Raw genomic sequence first — 20,440 nt, forward strand, 5'->3', positions numbered from 1 at the left:
ATCGTGACGCGCATGGACGGTTCCGATGACACCCTGGCAATGGCCGCCGCGAAGGGCGACCGCGAGGCCTTTTCGGCGCTGGTCGAACGGCATTACGACCGCATCTTCGGCCTGAGCTGGCGGCTGACCGGCAGCCGGACCGAGGCCGAGGACCTGGCGCAGGATATCTGCGCCGGCCTGCCGATGAAGCTGCGCGGATGGCGCGGCGAAGCGCGCTTCACCACCTGGCTCTACCGGGTGGTGGTCAATGCGGCCCATGATCTGCGCCGCCGGCAGTCTGCCCGCAGCCGTGCGGCGCTCGGCTGGGGCGACTGGGAACTGGCGCGGCAGGACGAAATCGGCTGCGCGAGAGAAGCACAGGAATGGCTGTCTGCAGCGATGACGGCGCTGCCGGTCGAGCTGCGCGACACGGTGGCCCTGGTGCTGGGCGAGGAGATGACGCAAGCCGAGGCCGCCGCCGTTCTGGGTCTCGCCGAGGGCACGGTCGCCTGGCGCATGTCCGAGGTGAAGAAACGGCTGAGGGCTCTGGCCCTCCGGGAGGCCCGCGCATGAGCGACGACCGGAACCGCGACGAGATCGACGAGCTGCGCGAGGCACTGTCGCGGACGGCGGCCCCCGCGCCCGATCCTGAGGCGCGCGCACGGGCCATGGCGCTCGCTCTGGAGAATTTCGACCGGTTCCAAGGAAGGGCGGCCGAGGCGCGTCAGGGGATGGACCGCCCAGGACGGGCGGAGTTCCTCAACGGAGTGCGCCGCATGTCGAGTTCCCTCTTATCCCGCCCCCTTCTTGCCGCGACCGGGTCGCTGGCCGCGCTTGGCCTCGCGCTCGTCGTGATCATGCCGAACGCCCGGCTCGATGGGCCGTCTTCCGGTGTCATCGAACCGCAGGCCGCCGGTCAAGCCGGTCGCGACAGCGACGCACCGCCTGCCGACGCGAGGACGCAGCGAGCGGCCCCGGTCCCCCTCGCCGCCGATGAAGCCGTGCCGCAACTCGAATCGCTTGCCGAAAGCGACGCCGCACCAATGTCCGCGGCCCCTGCGCCGAGCATCATGCTGCGGAAGGAAGCCGCCGAGGCGCCGGCCATCGTTCAGCAGGGCGATACCGAGGCCTTCGCCAATGCACCCGGGAATCCGCTTCGGGTGACGGCCGAGGCGCCGGTCTCGACCTTCTCGATCGATGTCGATACCGCGAGCTATTCCATCATCCGATCCAGCCTGCGCGCAGGGCAGCTGCCTCCGCCGGAGGCCGTCCGGATCGAGGAGATGATCAACTACTTCCCCTACGACTACCCGGCGCCCGAGAGCGGCGAGCCCCCTTTCCGGCCGACCGTCGCGGTCACTCCTACGCCGTGGAATCCGGGCACGCGCCTCGTGCATGTGGCGCTGCAGGGCCGGAAGCCCGCCGTGGAGGACCGTCCCCCGCTGAATCTCGTCTTCCTGATCGACACCTCCGGCTCGATGCAGGATCCGGCCAAGCTGCCGCTCCTGAAGCAGTCCTTCGGGCTGATGCTCGGGCGACTGCGCCCCGAGGATCAGGTCGCCATCGTGACCTATGCGGGCTCTGCCGGAGAAGTTCTGGCGCCCACGGAAGCGAACCAGCGCGCAACGATCCTCGAGGCGCTCGACCGCCTCGACGCGGGCGGGGCGACGGCGGGCGAGGAAGGGCTGCGGCTCGCCTACCGCACCGCGACCGAGATGGCAGGTGCGGGCGAGGTCACCCGCGTGGTTCTGGCGACGGACGGCGACTTCAACCTGGGGATCAGCGATCCGGCGGAGCTGACGCGGCTCGTCGCGCAGGAGCGCGACAGCGGCGTCTACCTCTCCGTGCTCGGCTTCGGGCGCGGAAATCTCGATGATGCGACCATGCAGGCGCTGGCGCAGAACGGCAATGGGCAGGCGTCCTACATCGACAGCCTGAACGAGGCGCAGAAAGTCCTTGTGGACGAGCTCTCCGGCGCGCTCTTCCCCATCGCGAACGACGTGAAGGTGCAGGTCGAGTGGAACCCGGCGCGCGTCGCCGAATACCGCCTGATCGGATACGAGACGCGCGCCCTCCGCCGGGAGGATTTCGCGAACGACCGGGTGGATGCGGGCGAGATCGGCGCGGGCCACGCGACAACGGCGATCTACGAGATCACGCCGGTCGACAGCCCGGCCCGGCTGACGGAACCCCTGCGCTACGGCGAAGCTGAGCCGCAAGGCGAAAGCCAGGGCGACGAACTCGGCTTCCTGCGCCTGCGCTACAAGGCGCCGGGCGAGAGCGAGTCGGCCCTGATCGAGACGCCGATCCCGGACGCGATGACGGAGGCTGACGACGAGGTGCGCTTCTCGGCCGCCATTGCCGGCTTCGGGGAACTGCTGCGCGGATCGCAGATGCTGGGCCGCTGGACGTGGGACGACGCCATCGCGCTGGCAGACGGCGCCCGCGGCACGGATCCCTACGGCTACCGCGTCGAAGCCGTTCAACTGATGCGGCTGGCGGAGAGCCTGATCCACTGAGGCGGCCTCACACGGAGGCGGAAGGCAGCCGATTGTCGGAGCGGCTGGCAGAGCACGGCAAGGATCAGGTTCAGCCGCATTTCGCGCTTCGCGAATGGCGGGGACCGGCCAGGCGACGGAAGATCCGAGGTCGCTCACCGGAATGACGAAAGGGCGCGCCTTTTGGCGCGCCCTCGGCAGAACCGGGAAGGATCAGGCTTCGACCTGCTCCTTCACCGCCTCGATCGTCCGGGTACCGGCCGAGTCGCCGCGGGCGATCTCGATGCGGCGAGGCTTGAGCGCCTCGGGCGTCTCGCGGACGAGGTCGATGTGGAGCATCCCGTGCTCGTGGCTCGCGCCCGATACGCGGACATGATCCGCAAGGGCGAAGCGGCGTTCGAAGGCACGGGTGGCGATGCCGCGGTGAAGATAGGTCCGCTCGGCCTCGTCGGCGGCCTTGCGAGCGCCGACATGGAGGGTGTTCTCCTTGACCTCGACGGCCAGTTCCTCAGGCGTGAAGCCTGCCACCGCGATCGAGATGCGATAGGCATTCTCGGCGGTCTTCTCGATGTTGTAGGGCGGATAGGTCGGCTGGGCGACCTCGCTCGTCATCACCCGGTCCATCAGGTCGGCGATACGGTCGAAGCCGACGGTGGCACGGTAGAGCGGCGAAAAGTCGTAGCTGCGCATGGTCATCCTCCAAGAAGCGATGCAATTCGGCCCTCCCGCAGGGGGACGGACCTCTGTCACCGGACCCGTCGCGGCGCCCGGCAGGAAAAATCTGGGGAGACAGCGCCGGGGTTTCAAGAGCCGGACGCTGGACGTCCGAAGATTCCGGCAGGTCTCGGAAAGGCCATGCGAGACAACGGATTAGCCCTGAACCGGCGCCGGGGAAGCGCCTGCAGGGGCTGGGCAATCCTCATCTCGCGATCATCCGCGCGCTCCGCTTCACATGGCGAGGCGGAGGGCCGCGCACGAGGTCTATGGCACCTCCGGCCGGACGAACTTCGCTCCTCCCGCCGTCGTGCCCTCCATGCGCACCAAAGGCCGAACCCTCCGGATCATCCCCTCGCCCCCGTCAAATTCCGCGAGAAGGTCCTCGAGCGGGTCTCCGATGTCGGCTCCGAGCGCAATCGCCTGCCCCCGAAGCTCCGCCTTGGCCGAGACCACCGAGACGAGCCGCGGCGTCCCCTCGCGCATGGTGAACACCGGCGCGCCCGATGCGCCGAAATCGACCGAGCAGGACAGGACCAGCGTTCCCGGCAACCGGCCGATCACATTGCAGACCTCCTGCAGCGAAGGCGCCTCGGACCGGCCCCGCGCATAGGACACGATCCCCACCCGGTCACCCGAAAGCGTGCCGTGATCGACCGCGAAGGGCCGGACGGAAGGCAGCCGGATGGGCTGGTCGAGTTCCAGAACGGCCACGTCGAAGGCCACCCGATCCGCGGGATCCTCGCCGGAATAGACGTAATCGGGGTGGACGACCGCGCGCCGCACGTGCCGGTAGGCCGCGGCGCGACCGTTGCGCCAGCCGGCGAGGAACTCGACCGTGGCAGGATCGATCCGCAGTCCGCTGCCCTTCTCGAACAGGCAATGGGCCGCCGTGAGCACCACATCGGGTCGGATCAGCGCGCCGGTACAGAAGCCACGGTCACCCAGCAGCAGCTTGCCGACCGCGTTCCAGCCGCGGCTGTCGTCTCCGGTCTCGAGGCTGCGCAACCGCGATTGCTGCGCCGCCGCCGGAAGGGCGAGGGCCACGGCCAGAATGAAACTCAGGATCAGGCGCATGGCGGCTCCGGAATGCCCTCGCCTCAGGGGCTAGGGGTCCGATATGGCCATTTCAAGGCGGGTCGTTGCCGAAGTCCAGCCGCCGGGGTTCCGGCCCGCCGGTGGCCCAGTCCAGAAGCTCCACCGTATGCACCACCGGCACCTGCGTTCCCGATCCGATCTGCATGATGCAGCCGATATTGCCTGCGGCCACGACGTCGGGCTTCCGTGCCTCGATGGTCTCGACCTTGCGAGCCTTCAGTTCCGCCGAGATCTCGGGATGGAGGAGGTTGTAGGTCCCGGCCGATCCGCAGCACAGATGCGGGTCGGCGGGCTCGGTCACCTCGAAACCGACGCGGGCGAGCAGGTCCTTTGGCGTCTGCCGGATGCGCTGGCCGTGCTGGAGCGAGCAGGCCGAGTGATAGGCCACCCTCAGCCCCTTCGGCGCGCCCTCGGGCAGGCCCAGCCGCTCGAGCAGTTCGGTCACGTCAAGGGCGAGGCCGGAGACCTCGGCCGCCTCGGCGGCCAGCGGATCGTTGCGGAAGATGTGGCCGTAATCCTTGATCGTCGTGCCGCAACCGCTCGTGTTGATGACGATGGCGTCGAGCCCCCGCGCCCGCTTCTCGTCCATCCAGGCCCGGATGTTGGTCGCGGCCAGCCCGTGGCTCTGCTCGGCGCGGCCCATGTGATGGGTGAGCGCCCCGCAGCAGCCCATGCCCTTCGGGATCACCACCTCGCAGCCCATCCGCCGAAGGAGCCGGATCGTCGCGTCGTTGATGTCGGTGTCGAGCGCCCGCTGCGCGCAGCCGGTAAGCAGCGCGACCCGCATCCGCTTCGGCCCCGTCGCCTCGAAGACCTGCGGCCGGTCGTTGGGTGAAGGCTTCGGCACGTGATGAGGCGCCAGCGCCAGCATCGCCTTCAGCCGGGCGTCCGGCACCGCCCAGGCGAAGGGCCGCCCCAGCTGCGCGAGCTTCAGCGCCACCCGGAACCGCGCGGGATAGGGCAGAAGCTGCGCCACCGTCCAGCGCATCAGCCGCTCGAAGAGCGGCCGGCGGTAGGTCTTCTCGATGTGGTCGCGGGCGTGATCCACGAGATGCATGTAGTGAACACCCGAGGGGCAGGTCGTCATGCAGGCGAGGCAGCCGAGGCAACGGTCGATGTGCTTGACGGTCTTCTCGTCGGCCGGCCGCCCGGCCTCGAGCATGTCCTTGATCAGGTAGATCCGCCCGCGCGGGCTGTCGAGCTCGTCGCCGAGCACCTGATAGGTCGGGCAGGTCGCCGTGCAGAAGCCGCAGTGCACGCAGGCGCGCAGGATCTCGTTGGCGCGCGCGACACCCGGATCCCGGAGTTGCTCTTCGGTGAAGTTCGTCTGCAAGGGGCGCTCCCGTCAGGCCATGAGACCGGGGTTGAACAGGCCGCGCGGGTCGAAGCGCGCACGGAGGCTCGCGGCGATGGCGGCGAGCGGCAGGGGCTCGGGCTGGAACGTCGCGACCGGCGGGGTGCCGCGGACGAGGGTCGCGTGCCCGGCGAACGGACCGATCCGTCCGCGCAGGTCCGTTCCGGCTTCGCAGAGCACCCAGAGGAGCCCTCCGCCCCAGTCGAAGAGGGCCGCGCCGCCCGCGCGCTCGGCCACGGCGGGTGCGTCGGAGGGCTTCAGCGAAAGCCGCCAGACATCGCCCGCCTTCGCGTGGAAGGGCGCCACGTCCCGGATCTCCGCCCAGGGATCATCCACCTCGCCAGCCTCACCGAACCGCGCGAGCAGCGCTCGGAGCCGGGCCGTCCGATACCGCACCGAGGCCTCGAAGCCTTCGATCCGCAGGAAGGTCCCCCTGCCCGGCCAATGCGCCGCGCCCGAGACGTCGAAGGGCGACCCCAGCGCCATGGCCATCGCCTCGACCGCCCGCGCCGGCGCAAGGTCCGGCAGCGCCAGTGTCACCGTCCTCTCGGGCATCGGCAGAAGCTTGAAGGACACCTCGCTCAGCACGCCAAGCGTGCCATGGCTGCCGGCCAGCAGCTTCACCAGATCGTAGCCGGTGACGTTCTTCATCACCCGCCCGCCGTTCTTGACCACCTGCCCCGCGCCATCGACGAAGCGCACCCCGATCAGGCTGTCGCGGCAGGCGCCCGCCTGGATGCGCCGCGGCCCTGACGCGTTGGCCGCAACCATGCCGCCCAACGTCGAGACGCCGTCGCGGCCCAGAAGCCCGCGCATGTCCGGCACCTCGAAGGGCAGCCGCTGCCCCTCACCGGCGAGCATCGCCTCGATCTCCGCCAGCGGTGTGCCCGCTCCGGCCACCAGCGTCAGCGCACCCGGCTCGTAGAGCCGCACCCCGGCGAGACCCGCGGTCTCGAGCGGATCTCCGGCCGTGCGCCCGATCGCGCGCGTGCCGCCGCCCCGGATGAACAGGGGACCTGCGGCGCCCAGCACGATCTCCGCCAGTTCCGTCTCGGTCGAAGGCCGCATGCTGCCCCTTTCATTCTCGTTCAAATATCCTGCGGGGGTCCGGGGGCGCAAAGCCCCCGGCGCGTCAGCAGGCACGCCGCTCCCCGCTCGCGTCGAGCGGGAAGACCTTGGCCGGGTTCAGCAGCCACTTCGGATCGAACACGTCCTTGACGCGCATCTGCGCCTCGAGATCGACGGGCGAGAACTGCACGCCCATCAGGTCGCGCTTCTCGACCCCGACCCCATGCTCGCCGGTGAGGCACCCGCCCACCTCGACGCAGAGCTTCAGGATCTCCGCCCCCAGCCGCTCGCAGCGCTCGAGATCGCCCGGCCTGTTCGCGTCGAAGAGGATCAGCGGATGCATGTTCCCGTCACCCGCATGAAAGACGTTGGCGACCTCGAGTCCCGCCTCGGCCGCCATCTCGCCGATCCGGCGCAGCACGAGCGGCAGTTCCGTGACCGGGATGGTCCCGTCGAGGCACATGTAGTCGTTGATCTGACCCATGGCGCCGAAGGCCGATTTGCGCCCGAGCCAGATCCTCCGGCTCTCCTCCTCCGACCGGCTCTCGCGCAGCTCGACCGGATCGTGCCGCCGCGCGATCTCGACGATCCGGGCCAGCTGGTCATCGATTTCGGCCGGAGAGCCCTCGACCTCGACGATCAGCAGCGCCTCGCAGTCGGGATAGCCCGCATGGGCGAAGGCTTCGGTCGCGCGGATGCAGGGCCGGTCCATGAATTCGATCGCGACCGGCAGGATGCCCGCCCGGATGATATTGGACACGCAGGCCCCCGCAACCTCGTTCGAGGCAAATCCCATCAGCACGGGCCGCGCCCCCTCGGGCTTTGGCAGGATGCGCAGGGTGGCCTCGGTCACGACACCCAGTTGCCCCTCCGAGCCGCAGATGACCCCCAGCAGGTCCAGCCCCCCCGCATCGAGATGGGCGCCGCCGATCTCGACCACCGTGCCGTCCATCAGCACCATGGTCACGCCGAGGAGGTTGTTGGTCGTCACCCCGTATTTCAGGCAATGCGCCCCGCCCGAGTTCATGGCGATGTTGCCCGCGATGGCGCAGGCGAGCTGGCTCGACGGGTCGGGCGCGTAAAAGAAGCCGTCGGCCTCGACCGCGCCGGTGACAGAGAGGTTCGTCCTCCCCGCCTCGACCCGGATGAAGCGGTTGGCATAGTCGGTCTCGAGCACGCGGTTCATGCGCGCGATGCCAAGGATCACGCAGTCGGCCGTGGGCAGTGCCCCTCCGGCCAGCGAGGTGCCCGAGCCGCGCGGGACGACCGGCACGCCTTCCTCATGGCAGACGCGCAGTACGGCGGCGACCTCGGCCGTTGAGCGCGGCAGGACGGCGGCCAGCGGCGGGCAGCGATAGGCCGTCAGCGCGTCGCATTCGTAGGCGCGCGTCTCGGCCTCGTCGTGAACGACCGCGTCTTCCGGCAGGACGGCCCGCAGCCGCTCGACGATGCTGGACTTCCGGGACAGGACGCCCGGATCCGGTGGCGGCATGTGCATGGCGGTCCTCCCTCGCGTGGTCAGCTTTTATAACCAATTTTGCCTCATGGCAACAGGACGGCATTGCTTTATGGTGCGGCCATGCCGTTCGAACTGCCTGCCGCCCTGATGCCTCTCGACCTGCTTGCGGTCGCGCTCCTTCTCGTCGCATGGGGCGGCACGGGCTTTCTCTGCGAGCATCCTCCGGCCCGGCGGCCGTCGGTCTCCTACCTGATGAAGGACCATCGCCGCGCCTGGATGCGCGAGATGGTCAGCCGGTCCCCCCGCATCTTCGACGCAAGCGTCATCGACAGCCTGCGGCGGGGAACGGCCTTCTTCACCTCCGGATCGATGATCGCCATCGGCGGCGGCATGGCGCTGATCGGCAACCCGGACCGGCTCGAGACATTGGTCGAGGACCTGACGCTGCCCACCGACACGGTGCGTCTCGAGCTTCGGGTGATCCTCGTGCTCTTCATCGCGGCCAACGCCTTCCTGAAGTTCGTCTGGTCGCATCGCGTCTTCGGCTATTGCGCGATCCTCATGGCCGCCGTGCCGAACGAGCCCGACGACCCTCGCGCCTATCCGCTGGCCGCGCAGGCCGCCGAGGTCAACATCAACGCCGCCCGCAACTTCAACAGCGGACTGAGGGCCGTGTTCTTCGCGCTGGCCGCGCTCGGCTGGCTGCTCGGGCCCGTGGCGCTGATCCTCACGACGCTCGCAACCAGCTTCGCCATCCTGAGGGCCGAGTTCGGCTCGGCCACCCGCGAGGCGATCATCGATCCCGGCGGCCGCGACCCGCGGCTTCTCTATCCGGGTCCCGTGGGACCGCGCCCGCCGTCCGACCCCGAGCGTTAGCGGAGCAACAGGGCAGCGGCCGGACGAGGGGCCGACGAGGGCCAGGTCCGCCGGGCGGTCCTGCCGCCTCGGTCCGGTTTACCTCTGTCAGGCGCGGCGGCCGAAGCGGCCTTCGCGCAGCCAGGCGCCCAGCGCGAGACTGGCCGCAATCAGCAGGTAAAGCCAGCCCGGCAGCAACGCCGCCACCCGCACATCCTGCGTGACATGGGCGCCGCGCGGGGTGATGCCGATCCAGCCGCGACCCGCCGCAACCCGGCCCTCGCGCACCGAGCGGATGTCCGGCGAACCGTCCTCGAGCCTGAGCGCCCCGCCATTGGTCGGCCCGATCACCGGCGCCAGCTTGTCGCCGCTGGCAATCGTCTCCTCGAACTCGCGCGGAGCCGAGGGGCCGACGGCAATCACCGCCGCCTGCTCGCCCTGCGCCAGCCGGTAGACCCCCATCTCGGGCGCCTCCCATGTCGCAACCCAGCGGCCCGGCGCCCTCTCTTCCATGGTCAGGGCCGTCTCGCCGCCATCAGGCTCGGTCACAGTGACCGCGCCGGGATCCTCGCCTATCGTGCGGCGCGTGATGGTCATCTCCGCTCCCTCGGCCGTGGCGACCAGCGCCTCCTCCTCGAGGTCGGGCTCCTTCATCATCCAGTGCGCGAGCCGGCGCAGCAGCTCGAGCTGCGGGCCACCGCCTTCGTAGCCGCGCCCCCAGAGCCATATCTGGTCCGAGGCAAGAACGGCGATCCGCCCCTCGCCGACCCGGTCGAGGACGAGCAGCGGCCGGTCGCCCGCGCCGTTCATCACCACCTGTCCGGAGGTCGCGGAAAGCTCGATCTGGCGGAACCAGCGGCCCCAGCCGTCCTCGGGGGCCTGCGCCTCCAGGCCTTGCGTCACCGGATGCTTGCGGCCGACGTCCGTCAGGGCCGGGCGGAACCCTCCCTCGATCACCCGGCTCGTGGCCTGCACCGGCATCACATCGGCGAGGGGCGAGCGCCAGAGGCTGTCGGCCGACCCGAACTCCGGACCTGCGGCCACCAGCACGGTGCCGCCGTTGCGCACGTATTCGCGCACGTTCTCGAGGTAGGAGGTCGGCAGGATTCCCCTCAGCCGGTAGCGGTCGAAGATGATGAGGTCGAACTCCTCGATCTTCTCGATGAAGAGCTCGCGGGTCGGGAAGGCGATCAGCGACAGCTCCGACACCGGGATCCCGTCCTGCTTCTCGGGGGGGCGAAGGATGGTGAAATGGACCAGATCGACCGAGGCATCGGACTTCAGGAGGTTCCGCCACACCCGCTCGCCCGCATGGGGCTCGCCCGAGACGAGCAGCACGCGCAGCCGGTCGCGCACGCCGTTGATCTGCACCACGGCGGAATTGTTGCGGTCAGTCAGTTCCTGCGCCGAAGCCGCGACCTGGAACTGCAATACGTTAATGCCGCCGTGGGGCAGCGTCACCGGCAGTTCGAGATCCTCGCCCACCGGCACGCGCACGGTCTGGGGCTCGCCGCCGTCGACCGACAGCGTGAGTTCGGCCGAGGTGCCCGCCGATGCCGGCACCCGCCCCTGATCCTCGATCCGGAGCGTCAGCGAGACCGGCTCGCCCAGGATGGCGAAGGCCGGCGCGTTGCGGATCACCAGCCTCCGGTCCCAGTCGTCCTCGTGCCCGGTCAGCAGCACATGGAGGGGCGCGGGCATCTGCGGTGCAAGCTCGAGGTCATGGACCTGCCCGTCGGTGATCAGGATGGCGCCGGCGACGCGCGCACGCGGCTCCTCGGCCAGCGCCTCGGCAAGGGCGGTCATCACCAGCGAGCCCTCGTCGCCCTCTCCGTCTCCGACCCGCACCACGCGAAGTTCGGTGTTCGGCAGCGCGCGGATCTCGGCCTCGACGGCGGCAAGGGCCGCTGCGCTCTGTTCCGCCCGGTCGCCGATGCGCTGGCTCGCGCTCTCGTCCACGACGGCAATGACAATGTCCGAAAGCGGCGAGCGATCCTCTTCCTGCAATGCGGGATTGGCCAGCGCCAGCAGCAGCACGGCGAGCGCGAGCCCGCGCAGCCACCACCCCGACAGCCCACGCCAGAGCGCGACCGTCACCATGACCGCGCCCGCGGCCGCCAGGATCCAGATGACGACCCAGGGCAGGATCGGGTCGAAGACGACGCTTCCGGTCATTGGCCCAGCCTTTCCAGAAGCGCCGGCACATGCACCTGGTCGGACTTGTAGTTGCCCGTCAGCACATGCATCACGAGGTTGATCCCGAAGCGCCAGGCGATCTCGCGCTGCCGCTCGCCGGCATAGCCCCGGCCCACGGGAAGAAGCTCCATCCCGCGCTCGTCCACTGCCCAGGCCGAGGCCCAGTCATTGCCGCCGATCACCACCGGCGTCACCCCGTCGTTCAGGTTGCGGAACGGCATGCCCTCGGCCTGCTGCGCATCCGGTGGCGCGGCCTCGACCCAGACCGGCGCGTTCTGGTAACGGCCGGGGAAGTCCTGAAGCAGGTAGAAGGTGCGCGTCAGAACGTGGTCCTGCGGAATCGTCTCGAGCGGCGGGATGTCGAGCGGCGCCGCCAGCTGCTGCAGCCGCCGCGACTCCGGCGTCGAGCCTCCGGCGGACGAGCCCGCGTCGCGCGTGTCGAAGAGGATCATGCCGCCGGTGCGGAGATAGTCGTTGAGCTTGCCGTAGGCCGCAGCCGAAGGCATCGGCTGGCTCGCCGTGACCGGCCAGTAGAGGAAGGGAAAGAAGGCCAGCTCGTCCCGCTCGATGTCGAGGGCCATCGGCGCGCCCGGCTCGACCGACGTCCGTTCGCGCAGTCGCAGGCCCAGCCCGCGCAGGCCCGCTTCGGCCACGCGGTTCACCTCGGAGTCATCGGTCTCGACATAGGCCAGATGGACCGCGGACGTGGACTCGATCGCGAAGGAATCGTCGGCCGGGCCCGGATCCTGCTGCGCCCGCGCCTCGCCGGCGGCAAGCGCGAGGCAGGCCGCGACCAGCGCCGCGGCACGCATCGCGCCGATCCGCGTGCCAAGCCGCCCCGAGACGAAGAGCGCCGCGAGCACGTCGACCAGCAGGAGCGCCAGCGCCCCTGCGAGAAATGCACCCTTGAGCGCCTGCTCTTCGGCGGTCTCCAGCCCTTCGACCGGGATCCGGTCCGGCCAGGTCGCGGCCACGAGTTCGGTCTCGGGACCCACGGCGTTCAGCGCCACGCGACGGTCGGCGCCTGCATAGAGGCCGGGCAGAAGCTCGGGCCCCGGCTCGCCCTCGGCCAGCACCTCGCCCGGCACTCCCGCAACCTCGCCCGCGTCGCGCAAGGCGCCGAACCCGTCGAGCACGACTTCGGGCGCCCAGACCTGACCCGCAAGATCGGCCGCCTCGGGGGCTGCGGGCCTGGTCGAGACAGCCAGCCGCTCCAGCATCTGAACGAAGAGGCCCGAGAGTGGCAGGCTGGACCATTCGGCATTGGCAGTCACGTGCACGAGTACCACCTGCCCCTGACCGACGGGCTTGCGGGTGACCAGCGGCGTGCCGTCCGAAAGAGAGGCGATGGTGCGCTCGGCCAGGTCCGGATCGGGCTGGGCCAGCACCTGCGCCGTGACCGACACCTCCGGCGGGATCGGCAGCCCGTGGAAGGGAGAGCCCTCGGGGAAGCCGGCGAGGGTCTTCGGTTCGCCCCAGCTCATCGCGCCGCCGACCGTCCGGCCACCCTCGCGCAGCCGCACCGGCAGAAGGGGATCCTCGGACAGGCGGCTCACATCGGACGAGGCAAGCTGCGGCCCTGCGAAGCGCAGCAGCAGCCCTCCGCCATCGAGCCAGTCGAGAATGCCGTCCTGCTCCGTCTGCGTCAGCCGCGCCACATCCGCCAGCACGATCACGTCGGGGCTGGCGAGGAGCACGTCCTGCAACGAGCCGTCGATCAGGTCCGCAACCGGCTCCAGCGCCTGCCGCAGGTAGTGGGTGGCCGACAGAAGCTGAAGCTGCTCGCGCCCCTCGCGGCCGGCGATCAACGCCACCTTCCGCCGCTTCAGGCTGTCATCCGTCAGACTGACGGCGCCCGCCGACCGCACGCCCGCGATCTCGAAGCGAGAGATCCGGTTGCGCAGTTCGGGCGGCAGCGAGAGCGCGGCCGCCGCCTCGCCGGATCCCATCCCGAACTCGAGCGTGGCGCGGGCCAGCTCGCGCTCGATCCCCGCGGGATCGAGGCCGCGCGCCGAAACGTCGACCGAGACCGGATCGCCCGCCGGCGTGCGCAGGGCCGAGAGCTGCACCGCGCCATCGGCGAAGCCCGCCGGGCGCAGGGCGAGAACCGGACGCGGGCTCTGGAACAGGGTGACGGCGCCCCGGGATTCCAGCGCCGAGAGCAACGCATCGCGGCCCGGATGGTCGAGCCCGTCCGAAAGCCAGAAGCTCTGGAACCGGCCCTCGGGGAGGGCACCCGCCCAGGGTCCGAGGTCCGGCATCCACGGGTGCGGCGCAAGGCCCGTCAGCCGCCCCTCCCAGGCGCCGGCGCTCTGGAAGGCGGGGGTCTCGGGACGGTCGGTGAGGCGGACGACGGCGACGGGACGGCCGTCCCGTCCCGCCTCCTCGACCAGCGCCTTGGCGCGGTCCATCCGTCGCGGCCAGTCGCGGGCGTCGGCCCATGTCCCGTCGACGAGGATCAGGAGCGGCCCGCTTCCCGGCTCGCGCACCTGCGGATTGAGCACCGGACCGGCAAAGGCCAGGATGGCAGCGGCGACGGCCAGCATCCGCAGCAGCAGGAGCCACCAGGGCGTCTTGTCGGTCTCGGTCTCGTCATCCGTCAGCCCGAGAAGCAGGGCCACGCCCGGAAACCGCCGACGGATCGGCGCAGGCGGCACGGCGCGCAGCAGAAGCCACAGGACCGGCAGCAGCACGAGCCCCAGGAGAAGCCATGGCGCGGTGAAGCCTACGGGCCCGACGATCCACATCAGGAACTGCGCTCCAGCGCGCGGTAGAGCCAGAGCAGCGCGGGCAGCGCCCCCTGCCCGGTGTGATGGCAGTCGTAGTGCCAGCCCGACGCACGGGCCAGCATCGCCAGCCGGTCCTTCCGCTGCGCCAGCCGTTCGAGGTAGCGCGCGCGAAGGTCTCCGGCGCGCAAAGTCTCATGCCGGATGCTGCCGCCCATCGACTCGAAGATGGTGCGTCCATCGAAGGGAAAGGCTTCCTCGGCCGGATCCAGCACCTGAAGCAGCGCCCCGCGCACGTCGCGCTCGGCCGCGCGCTCCATGGCGCGCTCGACGCCCTCCATGTCGCCAAGGAAGTCCGAGATGAATACCATCCGCCCGTGCGACACGAGACCCGACATGTCGGGCCGGCCGTAGTCGGCGGCGGCCTCGTCGGCCAGCGCATCCGCGAGCCGAAGGATCTGTGCGCGGCCCGACCGCGGCCTTGCGGCCTCGCCGGCCAGACCCACCCGCTCGCCCCCGCGCAGCAGGAGCACCGCGAGCGCCAGCGCCACGAGCCTTGCGCGATCCGCCTTCGGCTCGCGTGCGCTGTCGCCGGTGAACGACATGGACCGCGAGCCATCGACCCAGAAAACCACGGTCTGCGCCGCCTGCCACTCGCGCTCGCGCACGAAATGGGTGTCCGAGCGCGCCGAGCGGCGCCAGTCGATCATGCGGGCGCTGTCGCCACCATGGGCGGGGCGATACTGCCAGAACTCGTCGCCCATTCCGGCGCGGCGCCGCCCGTGCTCGCCGAGGATCACCGTCGAGGCCAGATGCTCGGCCGAGGCCAGAAGCGGCGGCAGGGACTGCCCGAGCGCCTCGGCCCGAGGCCGCAGGGCGAGGATGTCGCTCACTGAGCGGCCCAGTCGTTCGAGTCGCTGCCCATCTGCCGCATGACCACCCGCTCGATCACGCCGGCGAGCGATTCACCCCGCGCCCGGGCCGCGAAGTTGAGCTGCATCCTGTGGCTCAGCACCGGCCGGGCGAGCGACGCCACGTCCTCGACAGACGGGGCAAGCCTGCCGGAGAGCAGCGCCCGCGCCCGGACCGTCAGCATCAGCGCCTGCGCCGCCCGCGGCCCCGGCCCCCAGGAGAGCACGTCGGCGAGGCCCGCGCCCTCGGGCTCGCCGGGGCGGCAGGCGCGCACCAGATCGAGGATCGCCTCGACCACGGCATCGCCCACGGGCATCCGCCGCAGAAGGCCCTGCGCCGCGATCAGATCCTCTCCGGTGAAGACCTGGTGCACCTCGGCATCCTCGGCGCCGGTCGTCGCGATCAGGATCTCGCGCTCGGTCTCGCGGTCGGGATAATCCACGTCCACCTGCACGAGGAACCGGTCGAGCTGGGCCTCGGGCAGCGGATAGGTGCCCTCCTGCTCGATCGGGTTCTGCGTCGCGAGGACATGGAACGGCCGCCCGAGGGGGCGATGCTTGCCGGCGATGGTCACTTCCCGCTCCTGCATCGCCTGCAGAAGGGCCGACTGCGTCCGCGGCGAGGCACGGTTGATCTCGTCGGCGAGGAGGAGCTGGCAGAAGATCGGCCCCTCGATGAAGCGGAAGGCCCGCGCGCCATCGGCCCCCATGTCCAGAACCTCCGAGCCGAGGATGTCGGCCGGCATCAGGTCGGGCGTGAACTGGATGCGGTTGCCCTTCAGCCCCATCACCGTCGAGAGCGTGTCCACGAGCCGGGTCTTGCCCAGCCCCGGCAGGCCCACGAGCAGCGCGTGACCGCCGCAGAGCATCGCGCCGAGGACCAGTTCCACCACCCGCTCCTGGCCGATGAAACGGCGGGAGATGCTCGACTTCGCCAGGGCAAGCTTCTCCTCGAGGGCTTCGATCTCGGCAACCAGGGCAGCGGCATCGGCCATGACAAGTCTCCTCGGGGCGTTATATGAACATCAGATCAAACTATGACCTGCGGCACAAATGGCAAAAAGCGGGGAGACACAAATGATCGTGAAACCCTCGGCCGAAGGCGTGATGGCCTCGGCCACGGCGGCCGCGAAGAAGGGTCCGCCACCCGTGCACCTGTGGAACCCGCCCTTCTGCGGAGACCTCGACATTCGCATCGCGCGCGACGGGACGTGGTTCTACCTCGGCACGCCGATCGGACGGCCCGAGATGGTGCGCCTCTTCTCGTCGATCCTGAAGCTCGAGGACGGGAAATACTACCTCGTCACACCCGTCGAGAAGGTGGGGATCCGCGTCGACGACGCCCCCTTCGTCGCAGTGGACTTCGAGAGCAGGGGGAAAGGCCGCGAGCGGCACGTCACCTTCACCACGCAGGTGGGCGACGAGGTGACCGCCGGATGCGACCATCCGATCCGCGTCGAGCGGGCCGAGGATGGAGAGCCGTCGCCCTATGTCATGGTGCGCGCCGGGCTCGAGGCGCTGATCGACCGCAAGTCCTTCTACCGGCTCGTCGAGATCTGCGAACACCACGAAGGGTGGTTCGGCCTCTGGTCGGAGGGCGCGTTCTTCCCCGTGATCCCGTCCGACGAACTGCCCGGATGATCCCGCCCCGCTTCGCGCCGGTTCTCTTCGGCCTGATCCTCTCGGGCCTCATGTCGGCCATCGTCTCGGGCGTGGCCACGCTGCGCGCGACGGGGTTGCCACCGGCCTTCCCGCAGATCTGGCTCGGAGCCTGGCTCGCGTCGTGGAGCATCGCCTTCCCCTCCGTCCTCGTCCTCGCCCCGCTCACCCGCCGGCTGGTGGAGCGGCTGGTTCGCCGCTGACCGGACCGGCGCGGCAGGCGGAAAAGCGGCTCGCGGATGATACCGGCGCCTCGGCACGGCGCGGCGTGCGAAGCCGAGGGGCCTTGCCCCCGCATCCGCTGCCGCTATCATGCGCCGCCAGCCAGAGACGCGCCAGGAGAGTGCCCGAATGACCACCGATGCCCCGGAAACCGTTGTCGTCTCGACCTGGAAGGTCGCCTGCGACGGAGGCGAGGGCGCGCTCGGCCATCCGCGCGTCTGGCTCTCGATCCCGCACGAAACCGGGTTCGTCGAATGCGGTTACTGCGATCGCCGCTTCATCCACGAGAGCTTCGCCGAAGCGAAGTGACCGCGAAGCCCTTCTCGGGGCGGCTGAACCATTCCGGGGAGGGACCATGACCTTCGGCAAGGGCCACCATCTGCACCTGATCGACGGATCGGCCTTCATCTTCCGGGCCTATCACGCGCTGCCGCCCCTCACGCGGAAATCCGACGGCCTGCCGGTCGGTGCGGTCGCAGGTTTCTGCAACATGCTGTTCCGCTATGTCGAGAACAACAAGGGCCCCGACGCGCCCACCCATGTCGCGGTGATCTTCGACCATTCGGCCAAGACCTTCCGCAACGAGATCTACCCGCTCTACAAGGCGCAGCGCCCCGAGCCGCCCGAGGATCTTCGCCCGCAGTTCCCGCTCACGCGCGAGGCGACGCGGGCCTTCAACATCGCCTGCATCGAGACCGAGGGGTTCGAGGCCGACGACATCATCGCCGCCCTGTCCTGCAAGGCGCGCGACGCGGGCGGATCGGTCACGATCCTGTCCTCGGACAAGGACCTGATGCAGCTCGTGGGCGACGGCGTCGAGATGCTCGACCCGATGAAGAACAAGCGCATCGGCCGCGACGAGGTGTTCGAGAAGTTCGGCGTCTACCCCGAGCGCGTGGTGGACGTTCAGGCGCTGGCGGGCGATTCCATTGACAACGTGCCGGGCGCCCCGGGCATCGGGATCAAGACCGCGGCGCTCCTGATCCAGGAATATGGCGACCTCGAGACCCTGCTTTCGCGGGCGGGAGAGATCAAGCAGCCCAAGCGCCGGGCCGCCATCGAGGACAACGCCGAGCAGATCCGCGTCTCCAGGCGGCTGGTCGAACTCGACTGCAGCACGCCGCTCGACTTCACCCTCGAGGATCTCGAGGTGCGCCTGCCGGTGGCCGACGACCTTCTGGGCTTCCTCAACCGGATGGAATTCCGCACCCTGACGAAGCGGGTGGCAGAGAGCCTGAAGGTCGAGCCGCCGCCTGCGCCCACGGCCTTCGTCGTCCAGAACGAGAGCGTGGACGAGATCGTCGAGCAGATCGACGCGGCCCTGCCCTTCGACACGGCGAGCTACCAGTGCGTCCGCGACGCCGAGGCACTGGCGGCCTGGATCGCCCGCATCCGCGAGGTGGGTCACGTCGCCGTCGATACCGAGACCACCGACCTCGACGAGATGCGCGCGGACCTCGTGGGGATCTCGCTCTGCGTCGAGGCGGGCAAGGCCTGCTACATCCCGCTGGGGCATCGGCAGGGCGGCGGCGATCTCTTCGGCGGATCCGACCTCGCAGCCGACCAGATCCCGCTCGATCTCGCGCTCTCCATGCTGAAGCCGGTGCTCGAGGATGACGCGATCCTCAAGATCGGCCAGAACATGAAGTACGATGCGAAGATCTTCGCGCGCCACGGCATCCGCGTCGCTCCGATCGACGACACGATGCTCATGTCCTACGCCATGCACGCAGGCCGGCACGGCCACGGGATGGACGAACTCTGCGACACGTATCTCGGGCACAAGCCCATCGCGATCAAGACGCTGCTGGGTTCGGGCAAGGCGCAGATCACCTTCGACCGCGTGCCGGTCGATCAGGCCGTCTGCTACGCCGCCGAGGATGCGGACGTCACCCTGCGGCTGTGGAAGCTGTTCAAGCCCCAGCTTCACCGCGCACGGGTGACGACCGTGTACGAGACACTGGAACGCCCGCTGGTGCCCGTTCTCGCCGACATGGAGATGGCGGGGGTGCAGGTCGACCGCGACACGCTCTCGCGCATGTCGAATGCCTTCGCGCAGAAGATGGCGGGGCTAGAGGCCGAGATCCACGAGCTTGCGGGCGGGCCGTTCAACGTCGGATCGCCGAAGCAGCTGGGCGAGATCCTGTTCGAGCGGATGAGCCTGCCGGGCGGGGTCAAGGGCAAGAACGGCGCCTGGGGCACCGGGGCGGACATCCTCGAGGACCTCGCGGCCGAGGGACACGACCTGCCGGCGCGGGTGCTCGACTGGCGGCAGCTCTCGAAGCTTAAATCCACCTATACCGACGCACTGCAGGAACACATCCACCCCGAGACGGGGCGGGTTCACACCTCTTATTCCATCGCCGGGGCGAATACCGGGCGTCTCGCCTCGACCGACCCGAACCTCCAGAACATCCCGGTTCGCACCGAGGAAGGCCGCCGCATCCGCGAGGCCTTCGTGGCACCGCCGGGCAAGGTGCTGGTCAGTCTCGACTATTCACAGATCGAGCTGCGAATCCTCGCCCATATCGCCGACATCCCGGCGCTGAAGCAGGCCTTCCGCGAAGGGCACGACATCCACGCCATGACGGCCTCCGAGATGTTCAACGTGCCGCTGGAAGGCATGGACCCGATGGTGCGGCGGCAGGCGAAGGCCATCAATTTCGGCGTGATCTACGGGATCTCTGGCTTCGGCCTCGCGCGGAACCTCCGCATCCCGCGCGCCGATGCGCAGGGGTTCATCGACCGCTATTTCGAGCGCTTCCCCGGCATCCGCAGCTACATGGACGAGACAATCGCCTTCGCGAAGGCGAACGGTCATGTGGAAACCCTGTTCGGTCGAAAGATCAACACGCCGGAGATCAACGCGAAGGGCCCGGGCGCGGGCTTTGCCCGGCGGGCCGCGATCAATGCGCCGATTCAGGGAACTGCGGCGGACGTCATCCGTCGCGCCATGATCCGGATGCCGAAGGCGATACAAGGGATGCCCGCGACCATGCTCCTGCAGGTTCACGACGAACTGTTGTTCGAAGTGGCCGAGGATGCCGTGGATCCGCTGATCGAGCGTGTGCGCGAGGTCATGGAGGGGGCGGCCGAGCCCGCGGTGAAGCTGACCGTTCCGCTGATCGTCGATGCGGGCCAAGGACCGAACTGGGCCGCAGCCCACTGAGCGGGCTGGCTCATCCTGACATTCGGTCAGCAAACCGCGCGACATTGCCCATCCGCGGGACGGCCCGCGTTCGTCCCGTGCAATCAGGAATGGCCGGCCATCCGGACAAGGCGCGGCGCAGGACACCCGCGCCGGCGTCGGCCGGTCAGTCGCGATGCGACAGCATCGGGCCGAGCGGCCGGCCCGCAAGGATGTGCATGTGGTAGTGCGGCACCTCCTGCACCGCATCCAGACCCGCATTCGAGATGGTGCGATATCCCGCGCCCTCCGCACCGGGACTGATGCCGAGATCCGCGCAGACGCGGGCGGCGGTGCGGTGGAAATCGACGATCTCCTCGGCGCTGGCTTCGGCGGCGAAATGGTCGAAGCAGACATAGGCGCCCTTGGGGATCACGAGCACATGATGCGGCGTCTGCGGCCGGATGTCCCGGAACGCAAGCGTATGTTCGGTTTCGAGAACCGTGTCGTTCGGGATCTCTCCGCGCAGGATGCGGGCGAAGATGTTCTGCGGGTCGTAGTCATGGGCCATGGG

17 protein-coding genes are annotated in these 20,440 nt (G+C 69.5%); 7 read left to right on the top strand and 10 right to left on the bottom strand.

Going from position 1 to position 20,440, the window contains the following annotated elements; genetic code table 11:
* Positions 1-12: 12 nt before the first annotated feature.
* Positions 13-552: an RNA polymerase sigma factor gene (locus ACTVZP_RS13635; RefSeq protein WP_443212696.1), complete on the top strand. Its 540-nt coding sequence runs from the start codon at positions 13-15 to the stop codon at positions 550-552.
* A complete protein-coding gene (locus ACTVZP_RS13640; RefSeq protein WP_443212697.1) occupies positions 549-2,498 on the top strand; it encodes a vWA domain-containing protein in 1,950 nt (649 codons plus the stop codon). The genes ACTVZP_RS13635 and ACTVZP_RS13640 overlap by 4 nt, the downstream gene beginning before the upstream one ends.
* A 192-nt stretch (positions 2,499-2,690) precedes the next feature.
* Here ACTVZP_RS13640 and ACTVZP_RS13645 read toward each other — a convergent pair whose 3' ends face one another.
* The 5 genes from ACTVZP_RS13645 to ACTVZP_RS13665 form a co-directional block, all read right to left on the bottom strand.
* On the bottom strand, positions 2,691-3,167 hold the full coding sequence (locus tag ACTVZP_RS13645; RefSeq protein ID WP_443212698.1) for an Hsp20 family protein: 477 nt from the start codon (positions 3,165-3,167) through the stop codon (positions 2,691-2,693).
* Between the two features lie 291 nt (positions 3,168-3,458).
* Positions 3,459-4,268 carry a trypsin-like serine peptidase gene (locus tag ACTVZP_RS13650; RefSeq protein WP_443212699.1) on the bottom strand — a complete coding sequence of 270 codons (810 nt, stop codon included), beginning with the start codon at positions 4,266-4,268 and terminating at the stop codon, positions 3,459-3,461.
* A gap of 52 nt (positions 4,269-4,320) precedes the next feature.
* The gene (gene glcF / locus ACTVZP_RS13655) at positions 4,321-5,622 is read right to left on the bottom strand and encodes a glycolate oxidase subunit GlcF (RefSeq protein WP_443212700.1); all 1,302 of its coding nucleotides are present in this window, start codon (positions 5,620-5,622) and stop codon (positions 4,321-4,323) included.
* A 12-nt stretch (positions 5,623-5,634) separates the two neighbouring features.
* Positions 5,635-6,711, bottom strand: a complete 1,077-nt coding sequence (locus ACTVZP_RS13660; protein ID WP_443212701.1) for an FAD-binding protein — start codon at positions 6,709-6,711, stop codon at positions 5,635-5,637.
* Positions 6,712-6,775: 64 nt separating this feature from the next.
* The gene (locus tag ACTVZP_RS13665; protein ID WP_443212702.1) at positions 6,776-8,209 is read right to left on the bottom strand and encodes an FAD-linked oxidase C-terminal domain-containing protein; all 1,434 of its coding nucleotides are present in this window, start codon (positions 8,207-8,209) and stop codon (positions 6,776-6,778) included.
* 81 nt (positions 8,210-8,290) lie between these two features.
* Between ACTVZP_RS13665 and ACTVZP_RS13670 the strand changes: the two genes are divergently transcribed.
* Entirely contained in the window at positions 8,291-9,046 is a 756-nt protein-coding gene (locus ACTVZP_RS13670) for a DUF599 domain-containing protein (protein ID WP_443212703.1), read from the top strand.
* An 87-nt stretch (positions 9,047-9,133) separates the two neighbouring features.
* Here ACTVZP_RS13670 and ACTVZP_RS13675 read toward each other — a convergent pair whose 3' ends face one another.
* Genes ACTVZP_RS13675 through ACTVZP_RS13690 form a run of 4 tightly spaced genes read right to left on the bottom strand, consistent with a single transcriptional unit; the run spans position 9,134 to position 15,853 of the window.
* On the bottom strand, positions 9,134-11,200 hold the full coding sequence (locus tag ACTVZP_RS13675; RefSeq protein WP_443212704.1) for a hypothetical protein: 2,067 nt from the start codon (positions 11,198-11,200) through the stop codon (positions 9,134-9,136).
* Positions 11,197-13,968: a DUF4159 domain-containing protein gene (locus ACTVZP_RS13680; protein WP_443212705.1), complete on the bottom strand. Its 2,772-nt coding sequence runs from the start codon at positions 13,966-13,968 to the stop codon at positions 11,197-11,199. The genes ACTVZP_RS13675 and ACTVZP_RS13680 overlap by 4 nt, the downstream gene beginning before the upstream one ends.
* Entirely contained in the window at positions 13,968-14,840 is an 873-nt protein-coding gene (locus ACTVZP_RS13685) for a DUF58 domain-containing protein (RefSeq protein ID WP_443212706.1), read from the bottom strand. The genes ACTVZP_RS13680 and ACTVZP_RS13685 overlap by 1 nt, the downstream gene beginning before the upstream one ends.
* Positions 14,837-15,853 carry an AAA family ATPase gene (locus ACTVZP_RS13690; RefSeq protein WP_443212707.1) on the bottom strand — a complete coding sequence of 339 codons (1,017 nt, stop codon included), beginning with the start codon at positions 15,851-15,853 and terminating at the stop codon, positions 14,837-14,839. Before ACTVZP_RS13690 ends, ACTVZP_RS13685 begins: the two co-directional genes overlap by 4 nt.
* 82 nt (positions 15,854-15,935) lie before the next feature.
* On the opposite strand from ACTVZP_RS13690, the gene ACTVZP_RS13695 reads away from it, so the two are divergent.
* The 4 genes from ACTVZP_RS13695 to polA all read left to right on the top strand — a co-directional run bounded on the left by ACTVZP_RS13695 (position 15,936) and on the right by polA (position 19,908).
* Positions 15,936-16,499: a DUF1285 domain-containing protein gene (locus tag ACTVZP_RS13695; protein ID WP_443212708.1), complete on the top strand. Its 564-nt coding sequence runs from the start codon at positions 15,936-15,938 to the stop codon at positions 16,497-16,499.
* Positions 16,496-16,720: a DUF2798 domain-containing protein gene (locus ACTVZP_RS13700; protein WP_443212709.1), complete on the top strand. Its 225-nt coding sequence runs from the start codon at positions 16,496-16,498 to the stop codon at positions 16,718-16,720. The genes ACTVZP_RS13695 and ACTVZP_RS13700 overlap by 4 nt, the downstream gene beginning before the upstream one ends.
* Before the next feature lie 148 nt (positions 16,721-16,868).
* The gene (locus tag ACTVZP_RS13705; RefSeq protein WP_443212710.1) at positions 16,869-17,048 is read left to right on the top strand and encodes a zinc-finger domain-containing protein; all 180 of its coding nucleotides are present in this window, start codon (positions 16,869-16,871) and stop codon (positions 17,046-17,048) included.
* 46 nt (positions 17,049-17,094) lie between these two features.
* Positions 17,095-19,908: a DNA polymerase I gene (gene polA, locus ACTVZP_RS13710; protein ID WP_443212711.1), complete on the top strand. Its 2,814-nt coding sequence runs from the start codon at positions 17,095-17,097 to the stop codon at positions 19,906-19,908.
* Positions 19,909-20,053: 145 nt separating this feature from the next.
* Here the strand turns inward: polA and ACTVZP_RS13715 are convergent, their stop codons facing one another.
* Positions 20,054-20,437, bottom strand: a complete 384-nt coding sequence (locus ACTVZP_RS13715; RefSeq protein ID WP_443212712.1) for a histidine triad nucleotide-binding protein — start codon at positions 20,435-20,437, stop codon at positions 20,054-20,056.
* Between the last annotated feature and the right edge of the window lie 3 nt (positions 20,438-20,440).

The organism is Rhodobacter sp. NSM, assembly GCF_052244495.1.
Classification (GTDB): Bacteria; Pseudomonadota; Alphaproteobacteria; order Rhodobacterales; family Rhodobacteraceae; genus Cereibacter_A.

Excerpts from the sequence above, each read along its gene's own strand:
- ACTVZP_RS13635 (WP_443212696.1), top strand. The coding sequence starts at position 13 with ATGGACGGTTCCGATGACACCCTGGCAATGGCCGCCGCGAAGGGCGAC.
- ACTVZP_RS13640 (WP_443212697.1), top strand. The coding sequence starts at position 549 with ATGAGCGACGACCGGAACCGCGACGAGATCGACGAGCTGCGCGAGGCA.
- ACTVZP_RS13645 (WP_443212698.1), bottom strand. The coding sequence starts at position 3,167 with ATGCGCAGCTACGACTTTTCGCCGCTCTACCGTGCCACCGTCGGCTTC.
- ACTVZP_RS13650 (WP_443212699.1), bottom strand. The coding sequence starts at position 4,268 with ATGCGCCTGATCCTGAGTTTCATTCTGGCCGTGGCCCTCGCCCTTCCG.
- ACTVZP_RS13660 (WP_443212701.1), bottom strand. The coding sequence starts at position 6,711 with ATGCGGCCTTCGACCGAGACGGAACTGGCGGAGATCGTGCTGGGCGCC.
- ACTVZP_RS13665 (WP_443212702.1), bottom strand. The coding sequence starts at position 8,209 with ATGCACATGCCGCCACCGGATCCGGGCGTCCTGTCCCGGAAGTCCAGC.
- ACTVZP_RS13670 (WP_443212703.1), top strand. The coding sequence starts at position 8,291 with ATGCCGTTCGAACTGCCTGCCGCCCTGATGCCTCTCGACCTGCTTGCG.
- ACTVZP_RS13675 (WP_443212704.1), bottom strand. The coding sequence starts at position 11,200 with ATGACCGGAAGCGTCGTCTTCGACCCGATCCTGCCCTGGGTCGTCATC.
- ACTVZP_RS13680 (WP_443212705.1), bottom strand. The coding sequence starts at position 13,968 with ATGTGGATCGTCGGGCCCGTAGGCTTCACCGCGCCATGGCTTCTCCTG.
- ACTVZP_RS13690 (WP_443212707.1), bottom strand. The coding sequence starts at position 15,853 with ATGGCCGATGCCGCTGCCCTGGTTGCCGAGATCGAAGCCCTCGAGGAG.
- ACTVZP_RS13695 (WP_443212708.1), top strand. The coding sequence starts at position 15,936 with ATGATCGTGAAACCCTCGGCCGAAGGCGTGATGGCCTCGGCCACGGCG.
- ACTVZP_RS13700 (WP_443212709.1), top strand. The coding sequence starts at position 16,496 with ATGATCCCGCCCCGCTTCGCGCCGGTTCTCTTCGGCCTGATCCTCTCG.
- ACTVZP_RS13705 (WP_443212710.1), top strand. The coding sequence starts at position 16,869 with ATGACCACCGATGCCCCGGAAACCGTTGTCGTCTCGACCTGGAAGGTC.
- polA (WP_443212711.1), top strand. The coding sequence starts at position 17,095 with ATGACCTTCGGCAAGGGCCACCATCTGCACCTGATCGACGGATCGGCC.
- ACTVZP_RS13715 (WP_443212712.1), bottom strand. The coding sequence starts at position 20,437 with ATGGCCCATGACTACGACCCGCAGAACATCTTCGCCCGCATCCTGCGC.